The sequence below is a fragment of the Noviherbaspirillum phoenicis genome (assembly GCF_047237965.1).
In the GTDB taxonomy this organism is placed as follows: domain Bacteria; phylum Pseudomonadota; class Gammaproteobacteria; order Burkholderiales; family Burkholderiaceae_D; genus Noviherbaspirillum_A.
Genome location: NZ_JBDFLX010000002.1, coordinates 531,336 through 551,757 on the forward strand (window position 1 = coordinate 531,336; position 20,422 = coordinate 551,757).

Consider the following 20,422-nt stretch of genomic DNA (forward strand, 5'->3'; position numbering starts at 1 on the left):
AGGAACAGGCTTCGTCACCCGCAATCGGAGAAGTTTCCACGGGAGTGGATTGCCTGTACATGTCCGACTGCGCGCCTTCCGCCGGCAGGGCAGCCCGGTGGGCCGTGCCCTACAGGTCGAAGGCGATGCCCTGGGCCAGCGGCAGCTGGTCCGAGTAATTGACGGTGTTGGTGGCGCGCCGCATATAGCCTTTCCATGCGTCCGAGCCGGATTCGCGGCCGCCGCCGGTCTCCTTGTTGCCGCCGAAGGCGCCGCCGATCTCGGCGCCGGACGGACCGACATTCACATTGACGATGCCGCAGTCGCTGCCGGCAGCGGCCATGAAGCGCTCGGCTTCCCGCATGTCCATCGTGAAGATCGAGGAAGACAGGCCCTGCGGCACCGCATTGTTCAGGGCGATGGCGTCGTCCAGGCTGCGGTAGCGCATCACGTACAGGATGGGCGCAAAGGTTTCCTCGCAGACGATGCCGCTCTGGGACGGCATCTCCACCAGCGCCGGCCGCCCGTAATGGCCGCGCTCGCAGCCCGGCACCATCACCCGCTCGCCGCCATGCACCGTGCCGCCCTCCCGCGCCGCGCTCGCCAGTGCGCGCTGCATCGCGTCGAAGGCGGCGCCGTCGATCAGCGGGCCGACCAGCGTTTCCGGCAGCAGCGGATTGCCGATGCGCAGCGCCTGCATCGCCTGCTTCAACGGCGGCAGCAGGCGCTCGTGCACGTCGGCGTGGACGAACAGCCGGCGCAGGCTGGTGCAGCGCTGGCCGGCGGTGCCGGCGGCGGCGAAGAGGATGGCGCGCAGGGCCAGCGCCAGGTCGGCGCTGGGCGCCACCACGGCCGCATTGTTACCGCCCAGCTCGAGAATGGCGCGACCGAAGCGTGCCGCCACCCGCGGCGCCACTTCGCGGCCCATGCGGGTCGAGCCGGTCGCCGAGAGCAGCGGCACGCGGCCATCGTCCACCAGCCGGGCCGCCAGCGCAGGCCCGCCCTGCAGCACTTCGAGCAGGCCGGCGGGCGCGGCGCCGAAGCGCGCGCAAGCCTTTTCGAACAGGGCGGCGCAGGCCAGCGCCGTGAGCGGCGTTCTTTCGGAGGGCTTCCATACCACGCTGTCGCCGCAGACCCAGGCCAGCGCGGCATTCCAGGCCCATACCGCCGCCGGGAAATTGAAGGCCGACAGCACGCCGCATACGCCCAGCGGATGCCAGGTCTCCATCAGCCGGTGGCCCGGCCGCTCCGACGCCATCGTCAGCCCGTACAGCTGGCGCGACAGGCCCAATGCGAAGTCGCAGATGTCGATCATCTCCTGCACCTCGCCCAGGCCTTCCTGCAGGATCTTGCCGGTCTCCAGCGTGATCAGCCGGCCCAGCGCCGCCTTGTTCTCGCGCAGCACATCGCCGAACAGCCGCACCAGCTCGCCGCGCCGCGGCGCCGGCATCTCGCGCCAGGCGAGGAAGGCCTGGTGGGCGCGGCCGATGGCGGCATCGGCCTGCGCCGCCGAACCGGCCGCCACGCCGGCCAGGGGCTTGCCGTCGATCGGCGAGACCGACTGCAGGCCGGCCGGATCCAGGCTGGCGGGCTGCACGCCCAGCTGCGATAAAAGCGCGTTCACGTCCATGGCGGGCTCCTGTGGAATCGACGGCGACAGGCCAAGTCTGTCGCAGCCGGGGGCGGCGCACAAGTGCATTGCGGGGGTTTGCATGCAGCGCGTCGGAAAACTCAACTACACTACGAGCCTGCTTCCTGTGCCTGACAACGCAGCCGGACGTCGATCCGGCGCAAGGAGACCAGCATGCGGCATCAGCAACGCGAACATATCGACACCGTCCTGCGCGTGGCCGACCACGGCGGCGCGGCCGCGCCTGACGCGGCGCCGCATGATGACGTGATACGCAGCTCATGGCTGCGCTGCGTCAACGACCACCGGCTCGACCCAACCTGCATGCGCGAGGCCGTGATACTGCCGGCGCCGCTGCTGCGCGAGCACCAGGACCAGATGGAAGACTTCCTGCGCATCGCCCGCCATGGCCTGGAATCGCTGTACCAGCAGGTGGCCGGCCTGGGCTACGTGGTGCTGCTCACCGATGCGCGCGGCGTGACGGTCGACTTCATGGGCGACCTGCAGCTGGACCGCAGCCTGCGCAAGGCCGGCCTCTACCTCGGCGCCGACTGGAGCGAGCGCCATGCCGGCACCTGCGGCGTGGGTACCTGCATCAGCACCGGCGAAGCGCTGACGGTGCACCAGGGCGACCACTTCGACGCCACCCACATCCCGCTCACCTGCAGCACCGCGCCGGTCTATGGCAGCGATGGCGGCCTGAATGCGGTGCTGGATATCTCCGCCCTCACCTCGCCCCAGCCCAAGGCCAGCCAGCACCTGGCGCTGCAACTGGTGAAGATGGCGGCGCAGCGGGTGGAGGATGCCGGCTTCCTGCGCCGCTTCGCACAGGAATGGGTACTGCGGCTTTCCGCGGCGCCGCAGTTCCTGGAAGTGAGCCCGGAATACCTGCTGGCGCTCGATGCGGCCGGCCATGTCGCCGGCTACAACCGCCGCGCCCAGCTGCTGCTGGAAGCGCCGGGCGCGCCGCCGCTCCTGGGCCGGCATATCGGCCAGCTGCTGCAGCTCGACATCAACCAACTCGGCCGCTACCTGAAGAGCGAGCCGGCCGACCGGCGCGCGGTGGTGGTCAATGGCAGCAGGCGCATCCTGTTCCTGCTGGCGTCGCCGCCGCCGGCACGGCGGGTGCAGGCAGTGCCTGCACGCCAGATCCCGGCGCCGCTGGCTGCGCTCTCCGGCGGCGACGCGCTGCTGGACCGGCAGATCGAGCGCGCCGCCAGGCTGGTCAACACGCCGGTCAGCCTGTTGCTGACGGGCGAAACCGGCACCGGCAAGGAATACTTTGCCAAGGCCCTGCATGAAAGCAGCGAGCGCCGGCGCGGCCCCTTCATCGCCGTCAATTGCGCGGCCATCCCCGAGACGCTGATCGAAAGCGAGCTGTTCGGCTATCTGCCCGGCAGCTTTTCCGGCGCGGCGCAGAAAGGCAAGCGCGGCCTGATCGCCGAGGCGCACGGCGGCACCCTGTTCCTGGACGAGATCGGCGACATGCCGCGCCACCTGCAGGCCAGGCTGCTGCGGGTGCTGGCGGAAAAGGAAGTGCTGCCGATCGGCGCGTCGCGGCCGGTGCAGGTCGACATCCGGGTGATCGCCGCCACCCACTGCGCGCTGGAAGCGCTGGTGCGGGAAGGCCGCTTCCGCGACGACCTGTACTACCGCCTCAACGGCGCGCGCCTCGTGCTTCCGCCGCTGCGGCTGCGGCAGGACCTGGGCTGGATGATGGACCGCATGCTGCGCGCCCATGCCAGGCGCAACGGCCTGCAGGAGGCGCCCGAGCTTGCCGCCGACACCGCGCAGCTGCTGCGCAGCCATCACTGGCCGGGGAACCTGCGCGAGCTGCGCAATGTGCTGGAGTATGCGGCCGCGGTCTGCAGCGGCAACCGCATCGAGCCGGCCGACCTGCCGGACGGCCTGGCCGCGCAGGGCGCGCTCGAAGCGCCCGGCAGCGCCGACGCGGCCGACACGCCGGCGCGGCAGCTCGAAGCGCTGCTGCGCGAATGCCGCTGGAACGTGACGCTGGCCGCGTCGCGTCTGGGCGTGGCGCGCATGACGCTGTACCGGCGCATGAAACGGCTGGGCATCGTCAGCCCCAACCATACGCAAGCCTGAGCACGCTCCGGGCTTACGGCTTCCTGCGAGTGTCACAGCTGTGACACCTGTCACAGGCCGGGTGACGGCACAGGTGCCGCACCGCCGGGCTGGCGTGCCTGCCTGCCTCTCATGCGCGGCAGCCTGCCTCACTGACAAATCCTTTTGATTCATAGGTTTGCATGCCTGCCCGCAGAACGTGCCAAGCGCAGGCGGCGCTGGCACGCGGCTTGCGAAAGAGGATGACCGGCACGAGCCGGGCTATTCATATCATGGAGGCAGACAGATGACGATTACCCCCACCCAAGCGGCGGCAGGCTGGCTGGAAGAATTCGGCGCGGCCCTGAAGAGCAACGACCCGGATGCCGTGGCCGCGCTGTTCCAGGAGGACTGCTACTGGCGCGACCTGGTCAGCTTCACCTGGAACATCAAGACCATGGAAGGCCGCCAGCAGGTGCGCGACATGCTGGCGGCGCGGCTGGCCGACACCGCGCCGTCGAACTGGCGCCTGGAAGGCGAACCTACCGAAGCCGACGGCGTGGTCGATGCCTGGCTGACCTTCGAGACCGGCGTGGCGCGCGGCCGCGGCCACCTGCGGCTGAAGGACGGCCGCGCATGGACGCTGCTGACCACGATGACGGAACTGAAGGGCCACGAGGAAAAGACCGGCGAGCGGCGCGCCAAGGGCGCCGAGCATGGCGTGCAGAAGGGCCGGCTTTCCTGGCTGGAGAAGCGCCAGCAGGAAGAACGCGAGCTGGGCTACAGCGCCCAGCCGTACTGCGTGATCATCGGCGGCGGCCAGGGCGGCATTGCGCTCGGCGCACGCCTGAAGCGCCTGGGTGTGCCGACCATCATCGTCGAGCGCAACCCGCGCGCCGGCGACTCCTGGCGCAACCGCTACAAGTCGCTCTGCCTGCATGACCCGGTCTGGTACGACCACCTGCCCTACCTGCCCTTCCCGGACGACTGGCCCGTGTTCGCGCCCAAGGACAAGGTCGGCGACTGGCTGGAGATGTATACCAAGGTGATGGAACTGAACTACTGGAGCAGCACCGAGGCCGTCAGCGCCCGCTTCGACGAAGAGAAGAAGGAATGGGAAGTGCTGGTCAGGCGCAATGGCGAGGACGTGACGCTGCGGCCGAAGCAGCTGGTATTCGCGCTGGGCGTGTCGGGCTTTCCGAACGTGCCGAAAATCGAGGGCGCGGAAGACTTCCAGGGCGTGCAGCATCACTCCAGCAAGCACCCCGGCGGCGAGGCCTTCGCCGGCAAGAAGGCGGTGGTGCTGGGCGCGAACAACTCGGCCCACGACATCTGCGCCGACCTGTGGGAGAACGGCGCGGACGTCACCATGATCCAGCGCAGCTCGACCCATATCGCGCCGTCCGAATCGCTGATGGAGCTGGCGCTGGGCGGGCTGTACTCGGAGCAGGCGGTGGCCAACGGCATTACCACCGACAAGGCCGACCTGACCTTCGCCTCGGTGCCATACAAGATCATGCACACCTTCCATATCCCGGTGTACGAGGAAATGAAAAAGCGCGACGCCGACCTGTACGAGCGGCTGGAAAAGGCCGGCTTCATGCTCGACTTCGGCGACGACGGCTCGGGCCTCTTCATGAAATACCTGCGACGCGGCTCGGGCTACTACATCGATGTCGGCGCCTCCGAACTGGTGGCCAACGGCAGCATCAAATTGAAGAGCCGGGTCGACATCCGGCGCATCAAGGCCAATTCGGTGGAGCTGAGCGACGGCACCGAGCTGCCGGCCGACCTGCTGGTGTACGCCACCGGCTACGGCTCGATGAATGGCTGGGTGGCGCGGCTGGTGTCGCCGGAAGTGGCGGACAAGGTCGGCAAGTGCTGGGGCCTGGGCTCGGCCACCACCAAGGACCCCGGCCCGTGGGAAGGCGAACTGCGCAACATGTGGAAGCCCACCGCGCAGGAAAATATGTGGTTCCATGGCGGCAACCTGCACCAGTCGCGGCACTATTCCCGCTACCTGTCGCTGCAGCTGAAGGCGCGCATGGAAGGCATACCGACCCCGGTCTACGGCCAGGCGGAGGTGCATCACCTGCGCTGATGTTGGCCTGGATCAAGGAATAATTAGTTTCTACACAGAAACTAATGCGTACCATGGCATGCTCTTTTGTAAAGGAGAAATGCCATGGCACAACCGCTCTGTTTCTACCGTGACCTGACCGACATCGCGGAAAAACGCATCAGTGAATTGATCCTGCAGGCCGGCACGGCGGAGCGGCGCGACGACGCGCTGTTTCCCGAGGCCGGCGGCTATTACCGGGCCTGCGCGCTGACGGTGTTCCTGGCATGGAACGACGTCACCGAGGGCTGGCAGACCCGGCAGGACCGCGACCGCCTGGCCGCGCTGGCCGGTGCCGAGGGCCTGTCGCCGGCGCGCCCGGCGCAGGCGCCGTCAACTGGCATGAGCCGTGGACGAGCGCGGCTGGACGCCTGACCTGACCTTGCGCAATCCGGCGCGGCGCTATGCCCGGCCGGCCAGGAAACCCGGCAGTAATGCATGCATGCTTGACAGGGTCGTACGCCCGCCGTCCAGGCGCCGGGCAGAATGCAGCCAGAACCTTGCGGGCCAGCCGCCGTGCCACCGGATAGCCGGGCGGCGGTCCCGCCGACCGAGGCGCCATGGCTGATCCCAATTCCAATCCTGATACCAATCCCGATACCCGCCTCCGCACGCCTTCCCGCACAGAACGCCATCGCACCGCCGCTTCCGGCCAGGGTTTCCTGCGCCAGGTTGTCGTCGTCTATGCCGTCGGCGCCCTGTTCCTGGCGCTGGCCGCCGTGGTCTGGCTGGGCGGCGAAGTGCTGTTGCTGCTGTTTGCCTGCATCCTGCTGGCCCTTCTGCTCTACATGGCAAGCACGAAGGTGCAGCGCTGGATGCCGGTCTCGCGCGGCGTTGCCCTTACCATCGTGGTGGTGGCAAGCTGCGTGGTGATCGGGCTGGGCGGCTGGCTGATGGCGCCGCAGATCGGCGAGCAGAGCGGCACCCTGGCCGACGCGCTGCCCAAGGCGCTCGACAAGGTGCGCGCCATGCTGGAGGACATGCCGCTGCTGCGCAGCCTGGGCGCGAGCCTGCCGTCCAATGAAGACCTGATGCGCCAGATGGGCTCGGTGCTGCCGCGCACCGGCCTGTTCTTTTCCGGCTTGCTGGGCGTGATCGGCAATATCGCCATCATCCTGTTCGTCGGCATCTACTTCGCCGCGCAGCCGCGCCTCTATATCGAGGGCATCATTACTCTTGCGCCTTTCGGCAAGCGCGAACGCGTCCGCGAGGTGCTGGAGGAAATCGCCACGACCCTGTCGCAATGGCTGGCAGGCAAGCTGCTGTCCATGCTGGTGGTGGCGGTGGCCAGCACCGCCGGCCTGCTGCTGCTGGACGTGCCCCTGGCCCTGGTGCTGGGCATCCTGGCAGGCTTGCTCGACTTCGTGCCGTATGTCGGCCCGATCATGGCCGGCGTGCCGGCGGTGCTGGTGGCCTTCTCCGAAAGCCCTGCCACCGCGCTGTACGTGGTGCTGCTGTTCGTCTTCATCCAGACTGCCGAAGGCTACCTGCTGCTGCCGCTGGTGGAACGGCGCACGGTGTCGCTGCCGCCGGCGCTGACCATCATGATGCAGGCGCTGCTGGGCGCGATGTGGGGCTTCGCCGGCGTGGCCCTGGCAACCCCGATTGCCGCCGTGGCCGCGGTGCTGGTGTCGATGCTGTATGTGCAGGACATGCTGGGCGACCCGGTAAGGACGCCGAGCGAGAGCGGGGACGCCGGCTAGACGGCCGTGCGCCCACCAGGGCAGGGCTCCGGAAGCCCTAGCCCGGGTTACGCTGCGCGCAACCCGGGCTACGCGTTCTGTCCCGGCTCCGCCCGCTGCGTCGCAGCCTCCTCCAGCATCGCCGCGTTCACCACATGCACCGGCGCGCCCGCCACATAAGCCAGAATCTGCTCGAACACCTTCTCGAACCCGAACTCATAGGCATCGCGTTCTACGTAGCCAAGGTGCGGCGTGCATACCGCGTTCGGCAGCGCAAGAAGGGGATGGTTCGCTGCCACCGGCTCATGCTCGTACACGTCCACCGCGGCGCGGCCCGGCCGACCTGCCCGTAGCGCCGCTTCCAGCGCACCGTCGGCGATCAGTCCGGCGCGGCTGGTGTTGACGATCAGCGCGTCGGGCTTCATCAGGGCCAGGTGCTCCGCGGTGACGATGCAGCGGGTGGCGTCGGTCAGGCGGATATGCAGGCTCAGCACGTCGGCCTGTTCGAACAGCTCGCGCTGGCTGGCAGCGGTGAGATGGCCGTCGGCGCGCGCCTTGTCCAGCGTGGTATCGCGGCCCCAGACCATCACCCGCATGCCGAACGCCCTGCCATAGCCGGCCACCAGCGCGCCGATGCGGCCGTAGCCGAAGATGCCCAGGGTGCGGCCGTGCAGCACGTCGCCCATGGTCGACTGCCAGTGCCCGGCCTTGAGCCGCGCCACTTCCTGCGGTATGTGGCGCAGCGCGCCGAGGATCAGGCCCCAGGTGAATTCCGCCGTCGCATACGAGGGCCGGCCATACTGCCCGGCCGACACCAGCACGCCATGCCGGCTGCAGGCGGCCAGGTCGATATGGGGCGTCACGCCGTGCTGGCTGATCAGCTTGAGAAGCGGCAGCCGCTCCAGCAGCGCCGCGCCGATGCTGGAGCGCTCGCGGATCAGCACCAGCACCTCGGTATCGGCCAGGCGGGCGGCCAGCAGGTCGATGTCTTCCACATGGTCGTTCCAGACCGTGACGTCGTGGTCCTTCAGCAGCTCGAAGCAGGCCAGCGAGCGCACGGCATTCTGGTAGTCGTCGAGGATGGTGATCTTCATGACTGTGCCCGGCTGAAGAAGCGCAGCGCCAGCGCATTGAATTGTGCCGCCTGTTCGTACTGCAGCCAGTGGCCGGCATCGGGAATCACGCTGACCGATGCCGGCCCGAGGTGCTGTGCCAGCCAGTCGCGGCGTTCAGTGAGTTCATGCCGCTGGTGCGGGTCGTCCAGCCCCAGCACCACATGCACCGGCACCTGCAGCGACTGCAGCATCGGCCGCAGATGCACCGAGCGCGACAGCTGGCGCGACACGAAGCGGTTCTGCCGCACGCATTGTTCCAGCAGGTCGAGCGCCTCGGGGGTGGCCAGCGCGGGATTCTTCACCATCAGCTCGTTGAGCGTGATCGCAAGACCCGCGCGCAGGCCCTGGTTGCGTGCCGCCTCGGCCGCACGGGCCTGCAGTGCCTTGACCTCCTCCGACACCTGGCCCAGGCCGGGCGGATTGACCAGCAGCAGCGCCGCCACCGACTCGGGAAACAGCAGCGCGACCCGCACCGCCACCGCGGTGCCGAAGGAAAAGGCGGCAATGCCCGGCGGCGTGTCGCGCAGCGGCGGCGCGAGCGTGGCGCGCAGGCCGGCGATGGCTTCGCCGACCGGGCGCGCCAGGCCGTCGATGTCGCTTTCCGGCGCGGCGTCGCATGACAGGCCGAAGCCCGGCAGGTCGATCGCAAACACGGTATGGTGCTGCGCCAGCGCGGCGATGTTGTCGCGCCAGTGCAGCCAGCTGCCAAAGCCGCCATGGATCAGCACCAGCGGCGCGCCGTTGCCGGCGCTGACGTAGTGCAGCTTGCCGAGGCTGGTGTCGACCATGCCTGTGTGCAGGCCTTCGTTCAATGCAATCGATGTTGCCATATGGGTTTTTCCTGTGGTCTGCCGGTCCGTCGCATCGGCTCAGAGCGTTTCCAGGCCCGGCAGTTCATCCAGGCGGAGGAGTTTTTCCAGCAGCGCGCCGGCCGCCTCGCTGCCCAGCACGGGGTCGGCGAGTTCGCGGTATTTCTGCTCCAGTTCCCGGTCCGACAGCGGCGCTTCCGGATCGCCCTTGCGGAAGGGCTGCAGGAAGGACAGCACCCGGCCGTCGCGCAGCCGGATCTCGACGCGGGCGGCGCGCTGTCCGGGAAAGGCGGCGTCCAGTTCCGGATCGACCGTCAATGTGATCTTCTTCATCAGCGCGCGGGTCGCCGCATCGTTCATGCGCGCCGGCGCGAACGCGGCCAGGCGCACGCTGCCATGCGTCAGCGCGCTGGCCACCGTGTACTTGACCGAGAAGCGTGCCTCGGCCGGCGTGGCCGGATTCTCGTAGCCGGCCACGTCCAGCGCGGCGCGGTAGGTGTTGATGCTGACCTGCTCGATGTCGTCGGCGCGCAGGCCGTGCTGCGCCTGCAGCGCCAGCGCGCCGTCGATCGGCGCGAAGGTATGGCCGCAGCAGGCGTGGTTCTTGAACGTGATGCGGGTGATATGGAAGTCGCGGCCCAGGGTCGCCACTGCTTTTCCCCAGTCGGGGCCGTCGCTCATTGCGCGGCCCAGGCCGGCTTCGCCTTCGAAGATGTCGAGCGAGCCGGTCACGCCTTCGGCCGCCGCCAGCGCCGCCATGACGCCGGCTTCGGCGGCGCGGCCGGCATGCAGCGGCTTGGACATCGAATCCATGCGGAAGGCCTGCTGCAGCCCGGCGGCGAAGGTGGCCACGGTGGCCAGCGCATGCGCGAAGCGGGCCTGGTCCAGCCTGAGGATCTCGGCCGCCGCCGCCGCCGCGCCGAAGCAGCCTATGGTGCCGGTGTTATGCCAGTGCCGGTAATGCGCCCGGCCCATCGCGGCGCCGATGCGGGTCGAGATTTCGTAGCCCACCACCACGGCGCGCAGGAATGCCTCGCCCGACACCTTGCGCGACTGGCCCAGCGCCAGCGCCGCCGCGATGGTGGGCGCGCCCGGATGGTAGATCGCTTCGCGGAAGATGTCGTCCACCTCCACGATATGCGACGCGGTGCCGTTGACCAGCGCCGCCAGCCGTACCGTGGCCGGCTGGCCCAGCATCAGGCGGGCGCTGCCATGCCCGAGTTCTTCCGACAGGGCCCGTTCCAGCGACGTGGCCGGCGGCAGCACCGCGCCCGGCAGCGCCGCCGCGTGCCAGTCGATCACGGCGCGCCTGGCATGATGGACGACGTCCGGGCTCATGGCCGCGGCGCGGTAGTCAACGGCAAACTGCGCAAACTGTTCCACAACGTACATGCGATGCTCCTTTGTTCTTACTCTGCGGTGGCGCCGGAAATCTTCACCACGCGGGCCCACTTCACCGTTTCATCCTTCATGTACTTGCCGAATTCCTGCGGCGTCGAGCCGACCGGCTCGGCGCCCTGCTCGATGAACTTGGCATGGATCTCCGGCATGGCCAGCACGCGGGCAATGTCGGATGAAATCTTGTCCGTCACTGCCTTGGGCATGTTGGCCGGGCCCACCAGGCCGAACCAGGAGCTCGCATCGAAATTAGGGTAGCCCGATTCGGCGACGGTCGGAATGTCGGGCAGGCCGGTCGAGCGCTTCTTGCTCGACAGCGCCAGCGCCTTGAGCCGGCCGTTGCGCACATGCTGCACCGCCGACGGGATCGTGGCGAACATGAAGTGCACCGCATCGCCGCCCAGCAGGTCATTCAGCGCGACCGCGCCCTTGTACGGCACATGGGTCGCTTCCACGTTGGCCTGCGACTTCAGCAGTTCCATGGCCAGGTGGGATGCAGTGCCGCTGCCGGTGGAGGCATAGAAGTACTTGCCGGGATTGGCCTTGAGCAGCGCCATGAATTCCTTGAAGTTATTGACCTGCATGGTCTTCGGATTGACTACCAGCATGTTGGGCACGTCGGCTACCAGCGAAATCGGCGTGAAGTCCTTCAGATGGTCGAAGGGCATGCGCTTGTACAGGCTGGTGTTGACCGACAGCGGTCCGGTCGAACCCATGAACAGGGTATAGCCGTCGGGCGCGGCCTTGGCCACCGCGGCGCCGGCGATGTTGCCGCCCGCACCGGGACGGTTTTCAACGATCACCGACTGGTTCCACATCTTCGACAGTTCGATGCCCAGCATGCGGGCGATGATGTCGGTGGTGCCGCCGGCGGAGAAGCCGACGACCATGGTCACCGGCTTGGTAGGCCAGGCCTGGTCCTGGGCCGGCGCGTTCTGCGCAAACAGCGCGAGGGCGGCGCCGAGCGCCGGCAGGGCGAACTTGCGCAGGGTGGCATTGAATTTCATGAAGGTCTCCTTGATCGTTTTATTTATGAATGGATGAAAGGCGTTCAGGCTGCTTTGGCGGCGCGCTGCGGGAAGGACCGGCCGAACACGCCTTCGGCAATCCGGTTCTTCAGCATCTCGATCGAGCCGCCGGCGATCATCCAGCCGCGGGTGCGGCGCACGCAGTACTCGATCAGCATTTCCTGGCTGTAGCCCATCGCGCCCATGACCTGCAGCGCTTCATTGGCCACGTCCCAGCCGGCCTGGTTGCAGGCGAGCTTGGCCATCGCGGTGCTCTGCGCCGACGGCAGGCCATGCTCGCCTTCCAGCGCGGCCCGGTACAGCAGCAGCTGCGCGGCTTCCAGCTTCATCGTCATTTCCGCGAACTTCCACTGGATGCCCTGGAACTCGCACAGCGCGCGGCCGAACTGCTTGCGGGTGGCCGCATGTTCGCGCGCCGCATTGAAGGCATAGCGGCCCAGCGCCAGCGAGCGCGAGGAATTGCCCAGCCGCTCGACATTGAAGCCCGAGATCTGCTTCTTGAAGCCGCCCATGCCGAGCAGCACGTTGGCCCGCGGTATGCGGCAGTTCTCGAAATAGAGCTGGCTCCACTGCTCGCCGCTCATGAAGGACGAAGGCTCGCCCACCGTGAAGCCGGGCGTGCCGCGTTCCACCAGCACCGAGCCGATGCCATCGACGCCGGGGCCGAAGCGCACATAGATCAGGAACAGGTCGGCTTCCGGGCTGTGGGTGGAAAACACCTTGCTGCCATTGATCAGGTAGCCGTCGCCGTCTTCGGTGGCGCTGGTCTTGAGCTCGGTCACGGCCGAGCCGGCGTCGGGTTCGCTCATGCCCAGCGCAATGAGCTTTTTCCCTGCCAGCAGATCGGGCAGGAAGCGCTGCTTCTGATCGGCGCTGGCATATTCGACGAAGGTGCGGATCGGGCCGAAGTTGCCGGCCTGGACGATGTCGGCGCTCTTCGGGCAGGCCAGCGCCACTTCCTGGATTGCCAGCACCGCGTGCATCAGGGTGCCGCCCTGGCCACCGTCGGCTTCATCGAAGGCGATGCCCAGCAAGCCCTGCTCGGCCAGCATGGCGGCCACATCCCAGGGGTAGTGGGTGGCATGGGCGCGTGCCAGCGCGCCTGGCGCCAGCTTGTCCTGCGCAAAGCGGCGTACGGAGTCGGCAAAGGCGCGGTGCTCTTCACTCAGTTCGAAATTCATTGGGTCCTCGTTGATGATCTGCGATGGTTCATGCTGCTGGGGCGCTGGAGTCCTGGCCGCCGCGGCGAGGCCGGTGCCAGCGCTCCGAATGCGCTGCAGTGTGCGCCGGGACCGGTGCTTTGACAATTTCCGGTTATGCAAGCCGGCATGAGAAAAACTCATAGCAGGATGGTCCTGGCTTTACAAAAAGGCATAGCTACATACCAAATCGGAAATGGCCGCCCGATAGCGCCGGTGCAATAATCGCAGCGGCCAGGCAACCGGCCCTGCCCCGTACATCGGTCCGAAGCCCACTCCGCTCATTGTTGATTCGAAGGACAAGCACAGCATGCCCGCCACACCCGACACCAGCCTTGGACAGGCCCTCTTCTCTCCGCGCAGTATCGCCATCATTGGCGCATCCGACGACCCGGCCAAGACCTCCGGCCGGCCGGTGCTGTTCCTGCGCCGCGCCGGCTTCCAGGGCGCGATCTATCCGGTCAATCCGCGCCGCGACACGGTGCTCGGCGAACGCGCCTGGCCGTCCGTGGCGGCGCTGCCGGAAGTCCCCGACCATGCCTATATCGTCACCCCGACCGAGCTGGTGCTGCCGGCGCTGGAAGAATGCGCGGCGGCCGGCATCAGGGTCGCCAGCATCCTGGCCAACGGCTTTTCCGAGGCCGGACCGGAAGGCCTGGCGCGCGAGGAGCAGCTGCGCGCCATCTGCGAGCGCACCGGCATCCGGGTGGTGGGTCCGAACAGCCTGGGCGTGGTGAACGTCCACCGGCGCTGCATGATCACCGCCAACGCCGCCTTCGCCGAACCGGAACTGCCGCCCGGCGGCATCTTCGTGGCCTCGCACAGCGGCAGCATGATCGGCGCACTGGTCTCGCGCGGCAAGGAGCGCGGCATCGGCTTTGCCGGTCTGGTCTCGGTGGGCAATGAAGCGGACCTCGGCATCGGCGAGATCTGCCTTGCCACGCTGGACGACCCCGACATCACAGGTTATCTGCTGTTCCTGGAAACCATACGCAAGGGCGACCGGCTGCGCGAGTTCGCGCTGGCCGCCGCCGCGCGCGGCAAGCCGGTGGCGGCCTACAAGCTCGGCCGCTCGGCGGCCGCGGCGGAGCTGGCGGTGTCCCATACCGGCGCGCTGGCCGGCGAGGACGACGTGGCCGACACCTTCCTGAAGGACTGCGGCATCGCCCGCGTCGAGACCCTGGAAGCCTTCATCGAATGCCTGCCGCTGATGGCGCGCATGCCGCTGGCGCAGCGCAAGTCGCAGCGGGTGGGCGTGATCACCACCACGGGCGGCGGCGCGGCGATGGTGGTGGACCAGCTCGGCATGCGCGGCGTGCAGGTGGAAACCCCGTCTCATGACACCTTCGCCCGGCTGGCCGCGGCCGGCGTGAAGGTGGGCCATGGCGCCATCGTCGACCTGACGCTGGCCGGCACCCGCTATGAAGTGATGAAGGCGGCGATCGACGTGATGTCGGCCGCGCCGGAGTTCGACCTGATCGTGGCCGTGGCCGGCTCCTCGGCCCGCTATCATCCCGACCTGGCGGTGCGGCCCATCGTCGACAGCAGGGACGGCCCCAAGCCGCTGGTGGCCTTCCTGGTGCCGGAAGCGCCGCAGGCGCTGGCCTTGCTGTCGGCCGCCGGCGTGCCCAACTTCCGCACGCCCGAAGCCTGCGCCGACGCCATTGCCGCCGCCTTCGCCCGCCGCGCGCCGCGAGCCCAGGCCGCGCCCGCGCAAGCGAGCGGCACGCCGCGCATGCTGGATGAGCTGGAGGCCTATGGCCTCTTGCAGCGCATCGGCGTGGCACATGCGCCGGTGGTGGCGATCGATGCGGCCGACACCGCTCCCGCCCATGAATTGGCCTATCCGCTGGCGGCCAAGGTGCTGCATGCCGACATCGCCCACAAGACCGACGTCGGCGGCGTGGTGCTGGGCATACAGGACCACGCCGGCCTGCTGCAGGCGATGAAGACCATTTCCACCGACGTTGCGGCGCGCCGGCCCGGCACAACGGTCGAGCGCATCCTGGCGCAGAGCATAGTGCGCGGCGTCGGCGAGGTGTTGATAGGCTACCGGCTCGATGCCCAGGTCGGTCCGCTGGTGATGCTGGCCGCCGGCGGCGTGCTGACCGAGATCTATCGCGACCGCAGCATGCGGCTGGCGCCGGTGGACCTGGACACCGCGCGGGAAATGATCGGCGAGGTCAAGGCGCTGCAGGCCCTTGCCGGCTACCGCGGCAAGCCGGCCGGCGACCTCGACGCGCTGGCGCAGGCCATCGTCGCGCTGTCCGGGCTGGCGCTGCTGCCCGACCTGAAGGTGGCGGAAGCGGAAATCAATCCCCTGATCGTGCGCGCCGCCGGCGAGGGCGTGGTAGCGGTGGATGCGCTGGTGCGGCTGGCGTAAGCGGCTGCCGCATCCGGGCCGGCGTCCAAGGTCGGGGCGATGTGGCGGTGTTTGTCGGCATGGCGCCTGCCGTAGTCGTCGGGCGCCACAAACCGCGAGGGTATTCCGCCGATCGTCGATCAGGGAAAGTGCGGCAAGCCATGGCCATTCCGGCCCGGCAATTGTCCGTGCTTTCCAGAGCCTTGTCGACCATGCCAGAGTGGGGATGCGCTCGACGGATCAGGCGCCGTCGTCTTGCATGCCAGGGTGAAAGACGCCATTCCGAAACACCAGTTGCAGTCTTGGCTGAACCGGCTCCATGGCCAGGGCAAGGACGTCTTCCGGAGCGAGGCAATGCGCTTGCAGTGTCGTCATCATCGTCCGTTGGCCTGTCTCTTCGCGATATTCCATCCCACGTTCCGTGCTCCGCGCGCCTGACGCAGGAACGATGCCACTGGAGCAGTGCCGCGCACCTTTCCTGATCGGCCATCGACGTACATACCCTGCCCGCCTGCACCCGGGCATGTGCCCATGATCCCGCCCGGCAACCTGCCCGCACCCGGAAACAGCTCTCCCCGCCAGCAGCGGTCCATGCCGGCGAGCGCATCGTGACATTTTTTGGTCTGCTGTTACGAAGCCGCCCCATCCACCCGGCCGGGCCTGCGGTCCACCCCCGCCACTCGATCAGGAGTCCAGCAGCCATGCAGCAGACTACCCCCACATCCGCCAAGTCCGCCCACACACATGCCGCCGGTGTGCGACAAGCCTCATTACTTGCCAGCACCCGGGCCGGCCTGCCCGTGCTGCGCAGCGGCCAGCCGCAACATTCCCTGCTGCAGGCCGTGCTGGACGACGATCCCACCGCGATCAAGCGGCTCATGGCCGCCGGCGGCGTCGACATCGGCGCACTCGACTCGGACACCCAGCTCACCCCGCTGATGCTGGCAATCCGCCAGGGCCATGATGATGTGGTGTTCACGCTGACCAAGAACATGTCGGTGCAGGACGTGAACCGGCAGAACACCCACGGCGAATGCGCTCTCTCGATGGCAGCCTCCGCCGGCAAGGATGAAGTGGTGGCGCTGCTGCTGAACCGTAAAGGCAATCTCGAGCAATGCAGCCACCATGGGCGCACAGCCCTGGCCGAAGCGGCCGCTCGCGGGCATCTGACAACGGCCGGGCTGCTCATCACCAGGGGTGCGCAGGTCGACGGCGGCAAGGAGGCGGTCAGGCCGCCGCTGTCCCTGGCGGCGCGGCGCGGCGACCTGGCGATGGTCGAGCTGCTGCTGGAATACAAGGCCAGCGCACAGATGCCGGATCAGCAGGGCTGGACGGCATTGCACCATGCGGCGAGAAAGGGGCACGAGTCGGTGGTGGCGCTATTGCGCACGCAAGGCGTGGATACGGTGGCGAGCGTTGCCCAGGGAGTTGCCAGCCCGGGGACGGTGACGGCTGGGGATGGAAGCACGACCACGGCGAACATCGACATGGCTGCTACGACTACTACGACAACGACAACGACGACGACAACGACAACGACAACGACCATAACCACGGCTACTCGTCCGGCGTATGCCGCACGCCCACCGGCTGAAGCGCTGGCGCTGACGTCGGAGGTAAAAAAAGTTATCGGGCTGGTGGAGCAGGGAAAGCTGAAACTGTTCGGAGAGCCGGAAAAGAGCACCATGGAAGCGCTTGCTGTGTTGCTGACAAAGTCGGATTGCGAGGTTGTTTCGCTTGAGCTCATTTCCTTTCTTTGTGACGCCGTTTACACGGGATTATTGTCAGAGGCGCTGAGGGTGAATGCTTCGCTTATCAAGCTTTTTTTATATGGCTACCGGCTCGGCGACAAGGAAGCACCTTCGCTCTCAGAGGCGTTGAAGGTCAATACCACCCTCACCTGGCTTGATCTACAGGGGAGCCAGATCGGCGCTGCCGGTGGAGGATTTCTGTCGGAGGCGCTGCAGGTCAATAGCTCGCTCAACAGGCTTGGGCTTTTTGAAAACCGAATCGCCGATGCGGGAGCAGCTTCGCTGTCAGAGGCGTTGAAGATGAATGCCACGCTTACCGAGCTTGATCTTCGCCGGAACGAGATTGGTGTTGCCGGAGCAGCGTCGGTGTCGATGGCGCTAAAGGTCAATACCACGCTTACCGAGCTTCATCTCGATGAAAACGAAATCGGCCACGCAGGAGCAGCTTCGTTGTCGGATGCGCTGATGGTGAATGCTTCACTCACCGAGCTTAACCTCAATAGCAATCAGATCAGGTGCGCCGGTGCAGGCCTGCTATCGAAGGCGCTGAAGAGTAACACCACACTTACAGCGCTTTATCTTGACCATAACCAGATTGGCGAAACCGGAACAACGTCGCTGTCGGAGACGCTAAAGGTCAATACCACGCTCGCCAAGCTTCATCTTGCCAATAACCAGATCGGCGCTGCCCCAACAGAATCGTTGTCGGAGGCGCTGATGATCAATACCACGCTTACTACGCTTAATCTTTTCTGCAGCAAGATTGGCGCTGCCCAAGCAGGATATTTGGCGGATGCGTTAAAGGTGAATACCGCGCTCAGCTCGCTTCATCTTAGCTACAACCCAATTGGCGCTGCCGGAGCAGGATTGCTGGCAGAGGCACTGCAGGTCAATGCCACGCTCACAGAGCTTCATATTTCCAACAGTCAGATCGGCACTGCCGGAACAGCTCGGCTGTCGGAAGCGCTGAAGGTCAACGCCACACTCATCACGCTGCATCTAAATGACAACAAGATCGGCGTCGCCGGAACAGCTTCGCTGGCAGAGGCGTTGCAGGCCAATACCAGGCTGGCCGAGCTTCATCTTGAAGATAACCAGATTGGCGCTGCCGGAGCAGCCTTGTTGTCGGAAGCGTTGATGGTCAATACCGCGCTTACCTCGCTTTACCTTATCAGTAACAAGATTGGCACCATTGGAGCAACAGCGCTGTCGGAGGCACTGAAGGTCAATACAACGCTTACTACCCTCGACGGTGCCGACAGTGTGGAAATCCGCGCAAGCCTGCAAAGAAATCAGGAGTACAAACCGAAGAGCTAATTCATCCTTGCGCAATTGCCATATCCCGGCAATTCCGGTCAACGCCCGGAATCGTCGCTGTCATTATCCGATCGACTCATTCGACAATGCCGTTGGGACTGCCGTGTGCTATGTCCTTTGGGTATCGCATCGCATGAAAGGCGCAGCAGTACGTGGCGTATCTTGCGTGGCCACTGCATCGATGGCAAACCATGAGAGAAGCAGTTGAATCCGGAATACGCGTAGTGAGAGCCTTCGCTTCGCTGCGTTGCCCTCGCCGTTGTCGTTAATTCCTGTTGAGCACTGCTTGACTGGACTGCTCGACAGGATTTGCACTGCAACGGCAAGAACTCCTTCCCTCCTTCCCGGCGCAAGCCGCATCCAAAAACAAAAGCCCGTTGTACCTTCCGGCGCAACGGGCTTTTTTAACCACCAAATGCGGCTTGCTCAGTCAGCGCATCAGGCCTGCTCCACCACCACGCCAGCCGGCGTGGTGCCAGCAGCCGGCTTCCTGAGCTTGCGGAAGGCCAGGGGCACGATTACCATCGCAGCCGCGCAGATCCACAGGCCGATCGAGATCGGGCTTTCCCACAGGATGCCCAGCTCGCCGTTGGTAATGGACAGCGCGCGGCGCAGGTTCTGCTCCATCATCTCGCCCAGCACGAAGCCGAGGATCAGCGGCGCCATCGGCATTTCGCACTTGCGCAGCGCATAGCCCACCACGCCGAGGATGGACATCAGCACCAGGTCGAAGGTGGTCGAGTGCACCGCGTAGACGCCGACCGCGGAGACGGCCAGGATGCCCGGCACCAGCGCCCAGTTCGGCACCTTCAGCATGCGGGTGAACAAGCCCACCATCGGGATATTCATCACCAGCAGGATCACGTTGCCGATGAACATCGAGGCGATCAGGCCCCACACCAGCGTCGGCTGCTGCTGGAACAGCGCCGGGCCCGGCGTGATGTTGTACAGCGTCAGCGCGCCCATCATCACCGCGGTGGTGCCGGAGCCGGGCACGCCCAGCGTCAGCATCGGGATGAACGAGGCATTGGCCGAGGCGTTGTTGGCCGCTTCCGGCGCGGCCACGCCGCGGATGTCGCCTTCGCCGAAGGTGCCGCTGGCGCCGGCGATGCGCTTTTCCATCGAGTAGGTAATCGCGCTGGCCACCGTGGCGCCTGCGCCCGGCAGGATGCCGACCACGAAGCCCACCAGCGACGAGCGTACCGTGCCCCACCAGGTTTCCGCCACTTCGCGGCGGTTGAACAGCGTGCGGCCGGTTTCCGGGATCACCGCCTTGCCATGCACCGCTTCCTCCAGCATCAGCAGCAGTTCGCTGATGGAGAACAGGCCGATGACGACCACGATGAACTGGATGCCGTCCGACAGGTGGATGGAATCGAAGGTGAAGCGGTAGACGCCGGAATTGGAATCCACGCCCACGGTAGCCAGCGATAGGCCGATCAGGGTTGCCAGCAGCGCCTTGACGGGCTGGTCGCCCAGCAGGCCGGTCAGGCAGGCGAAGGCGAACACCATCAGCGCGAAGTACTCGGCCGGGCCGAAGGCCAGCGCCCACTTCGACAGCAGCGGCGTCATCATCACGATGCCGACGGTGGCAATCATCGAGCCGACGAAGGAACTCCAGGCCGAGATCGACAACGCCACGCCGCCCATGCCCTTCCTGGCCATTGGATAGCCATCCATCGCCGTCATGATCGCCGCGGCGTCGCCCGGCACGTTGAGCAGGATTGACGAAATGCGCCCGCCGTATTCACAGCCGATGTACACCGCCGCCAGCAGGATCAGCGCGGTCTCCGGCGGCAGCTTCAGCGCGAATGCCAGCGGCATCAGGATCGCCACGCCATTGATCGGGCCCAGGCCGGGCAACAGGCCGACCACGGTGCCGATGAAGGCGCCGATGGCCGCCATCAGCAGGTTCATCGGCTGCAGCGCGACCGCGAAACCCGAGGCGAGAAAGGAATAGGTATCCATG

Annotated in this window: 14 protein-coding genes; 6 read left to right on the top strand and 8 right to left on the bottom strand. The window is 66.6% G+C overall.

The genetic code is table 11. The features are described from left to right. Positions 1–109: 109 nt before the first annotated feature. Positions 110–1,609: an L-piperidine-6-carboxylate dehydrogenase gene (amaB, locus tag ABC383_RS21990; protein ID WP_413017236.1), complete on the bottom strand. Its 1,500-nt coding sequence runs from the start codon at positions 1,607–1,609 to the stop codon at positions 110–112. A gap of 174 nt (positions 1,610–1,783) precedes the next feature. Here amaB and ABC383_RS21995 point away from each other — a divergent pair, with 174 nt between their 5' ends. The 4 genes from ABC383_RS21995 to ABC383_RS22010 all read left to right on the top strand — a co-directional run bounded on the left by ABC383_RS21995 (position 1,784) and on the right by ABC383_RS22010 (position 7,495). Then, on the top strand, positions 1,784–3,715 hold the full coding sequence (locus tag ABC383_RS21995) for a sigma-54-dependent Fis family transcriptional regulator (RefSeq protein WP_413017238.1): 1,932 nt from the start codon (positions 1,784–1,786) through the stop codon (positions 3,713–3,715). A gap of 265 nt (positions 3,716–3,980) precedes the next feature. Then, entirely contained in the window at positions 3,981–5,774 is a 1,794-nt protein-coding gene (locus ABC383_RS22000; RefSeq protein WP_413017240.1) for an NAD(P)/FAD-dependent oxidoreductase, read from the top strand. A gap of 84 nt (positions 5,775–5,858) precedes the next feature. Next, positions 5,859–6,167 carry a hypothetical protein gene (locus ABC383_RS22005; protein WP_413017242.1) on the top strand — a complete coding sequence of 103 codons (309 nt, stop codon included), beginning with the start codon at positions 5,859–5,861 and terminating at the stop codon, positions 6,165–6,167. Between the two features lie 185 nt (positions 6,168–6,352). Then, a complete protein-coding gene (locus tag ABC383_RS22010; protein ID WP_413017244.1) occupies positions 6,353–7,495 on the top strand; it encodes an AI-2E family transporter in 1,143 nt (380 codons plus the stop codon). Between the two features lie 68 nt (positions 7,496–7,563). Here the strand turns inward: ABC383_RS22010 and ABC383_RS22015 are convergent, their stop codons facing one another. Genes ABC383_RS22015 through ABC383_RS22035 form a run of 5 tightly spaced genes read right to left on the bottom strand, consistent with a single transcriptional unit; the run spans position 7,564 to position 13,005 of the window. After that, positions 7,564–8,568, bottom strand: a complete 1,005-nt coding sequence (locus tag ABC383_RS22015; RefSeq protein WP_413017246.1) for a D-2-hydroxyacid dehydrogenase family protein — start codon at positions 8,566–8,568, stop codon at positions 7,564–7,566. After that, on the bottom strand, positions 8,565–9,419 hold the full coding sequence (locus ABC383_RS22020; RefSeq protein ID WP_413017248.1) for an alpha/beta fold hydrolase: 855 nt from the start codon (positions 9,417–9,419) through the stop codon (positions 8,565–8,567). Before ABC383_RS22020 ends, ABC383_RS22015 begins: the two co-directional genes overlap by 4 nt. Positions 9,420–9,458: 39 nt before the next feature. Beyond that, entirely contained in the window at positions 9,459–10,790 is a 1,332-nt protein-coding gene (locus tag ABC383_RS22025) for an MmgE/PrpD family protein (RefSeq protein WP_413017249.1), read from the bottom strand. Positions 10,791–10,807: 17 nt separating this feature from the next. After that, positions 10,808–11,803, bottom strand: coding sequence for a Bug family tripartite tricarboxylate transporter substrate binding protein (locus ABC383_RS22030; protein WP_413017251.1), 996 nt, complete (start codon positions 11,801–11,803; stop codon positions 10,808–10,810). A 44-nt stretch (positions 11,804–11,847) separates the two neighbouring features. Continuing rightward, positions 11,848–13,005: an acyl-CoA dehydrogenase family protein gene (locus ABC383_RS22035; RefSeq protein WP_413017253.1), complete on the bottom strand. Its 1,158-nt coding sequence runs from the start codon at positions 13,003–13,005 to the stop codon at positions 11,848–11,850. Between the two features lie 328 nt (positions 13,006–13,333). Between ABC383_RS22035 and ABC383_RS22040 the strand changes: the two genes are divergently transcribed. Beyond that, positions 13,334–15,406, top strand: coding sequence for an acetate--CoA ligase family protein (locus tag ABC383_RS22040; RefSeq protein ID WP_413017255.1), 2,073 nt, complete (start codon positions 13,334–13,336; stop codon positions 15,404–15,406). A gap of 219 nt (positions 15,407–15,625) precedes the next feature. On the opposite strand, the gene ABC383_RS22045 is transcribed toward ABC383_RS22040, so the two are convergent. After that, complete coding sequence (locus tag ABC383_RS22045; protein ID WP_413017257.1) at positions 15,626–15,796, bottom strand: hypothetical protein; 171 nt, start codon at positions 15,794–15,796, stop codon at positions 15,626–15,628. Positions 15,797–16,086: 290 nt separating this feature from the next. Here ABC383_RS22045 and ABC383_RS22050 point away from each other — a divergent pair, with 290 nt between their 5' ends. Continuing rightward, on the top strand, positions 16,087–18,453 hold the full coding sequence (locus ABC383_RS22050) for an ankyrin repeat domain-containing protein (RefSeq protein ID WP_413017259.1): 2,367 nt from the start codon (positions 16,087–16,089) through the stop codon (positions 18,451–18,453). Positions 18,454–18,891: 438 nt separating this feature from the next. Here the strand turns inward: ABC383_RS22050 and ABC383_RS22055 are convergent, their stop codons facing one another. Next, the gene (locus tag ABC383_RS22055; RefSeq protein WP_413017260.1) at positions 18,892–20,421 is read right to left on the bottom strand and encodes a tripartite tricarboxylate transporter permease; all 1,530 of its coding nucleotides are present in this window, start codon (positions 20,419–20,421) and stop codon (positions 18,892–18,894) included. Between the last annotated feature and the right edge of the window lies 1 nt (position 20,422).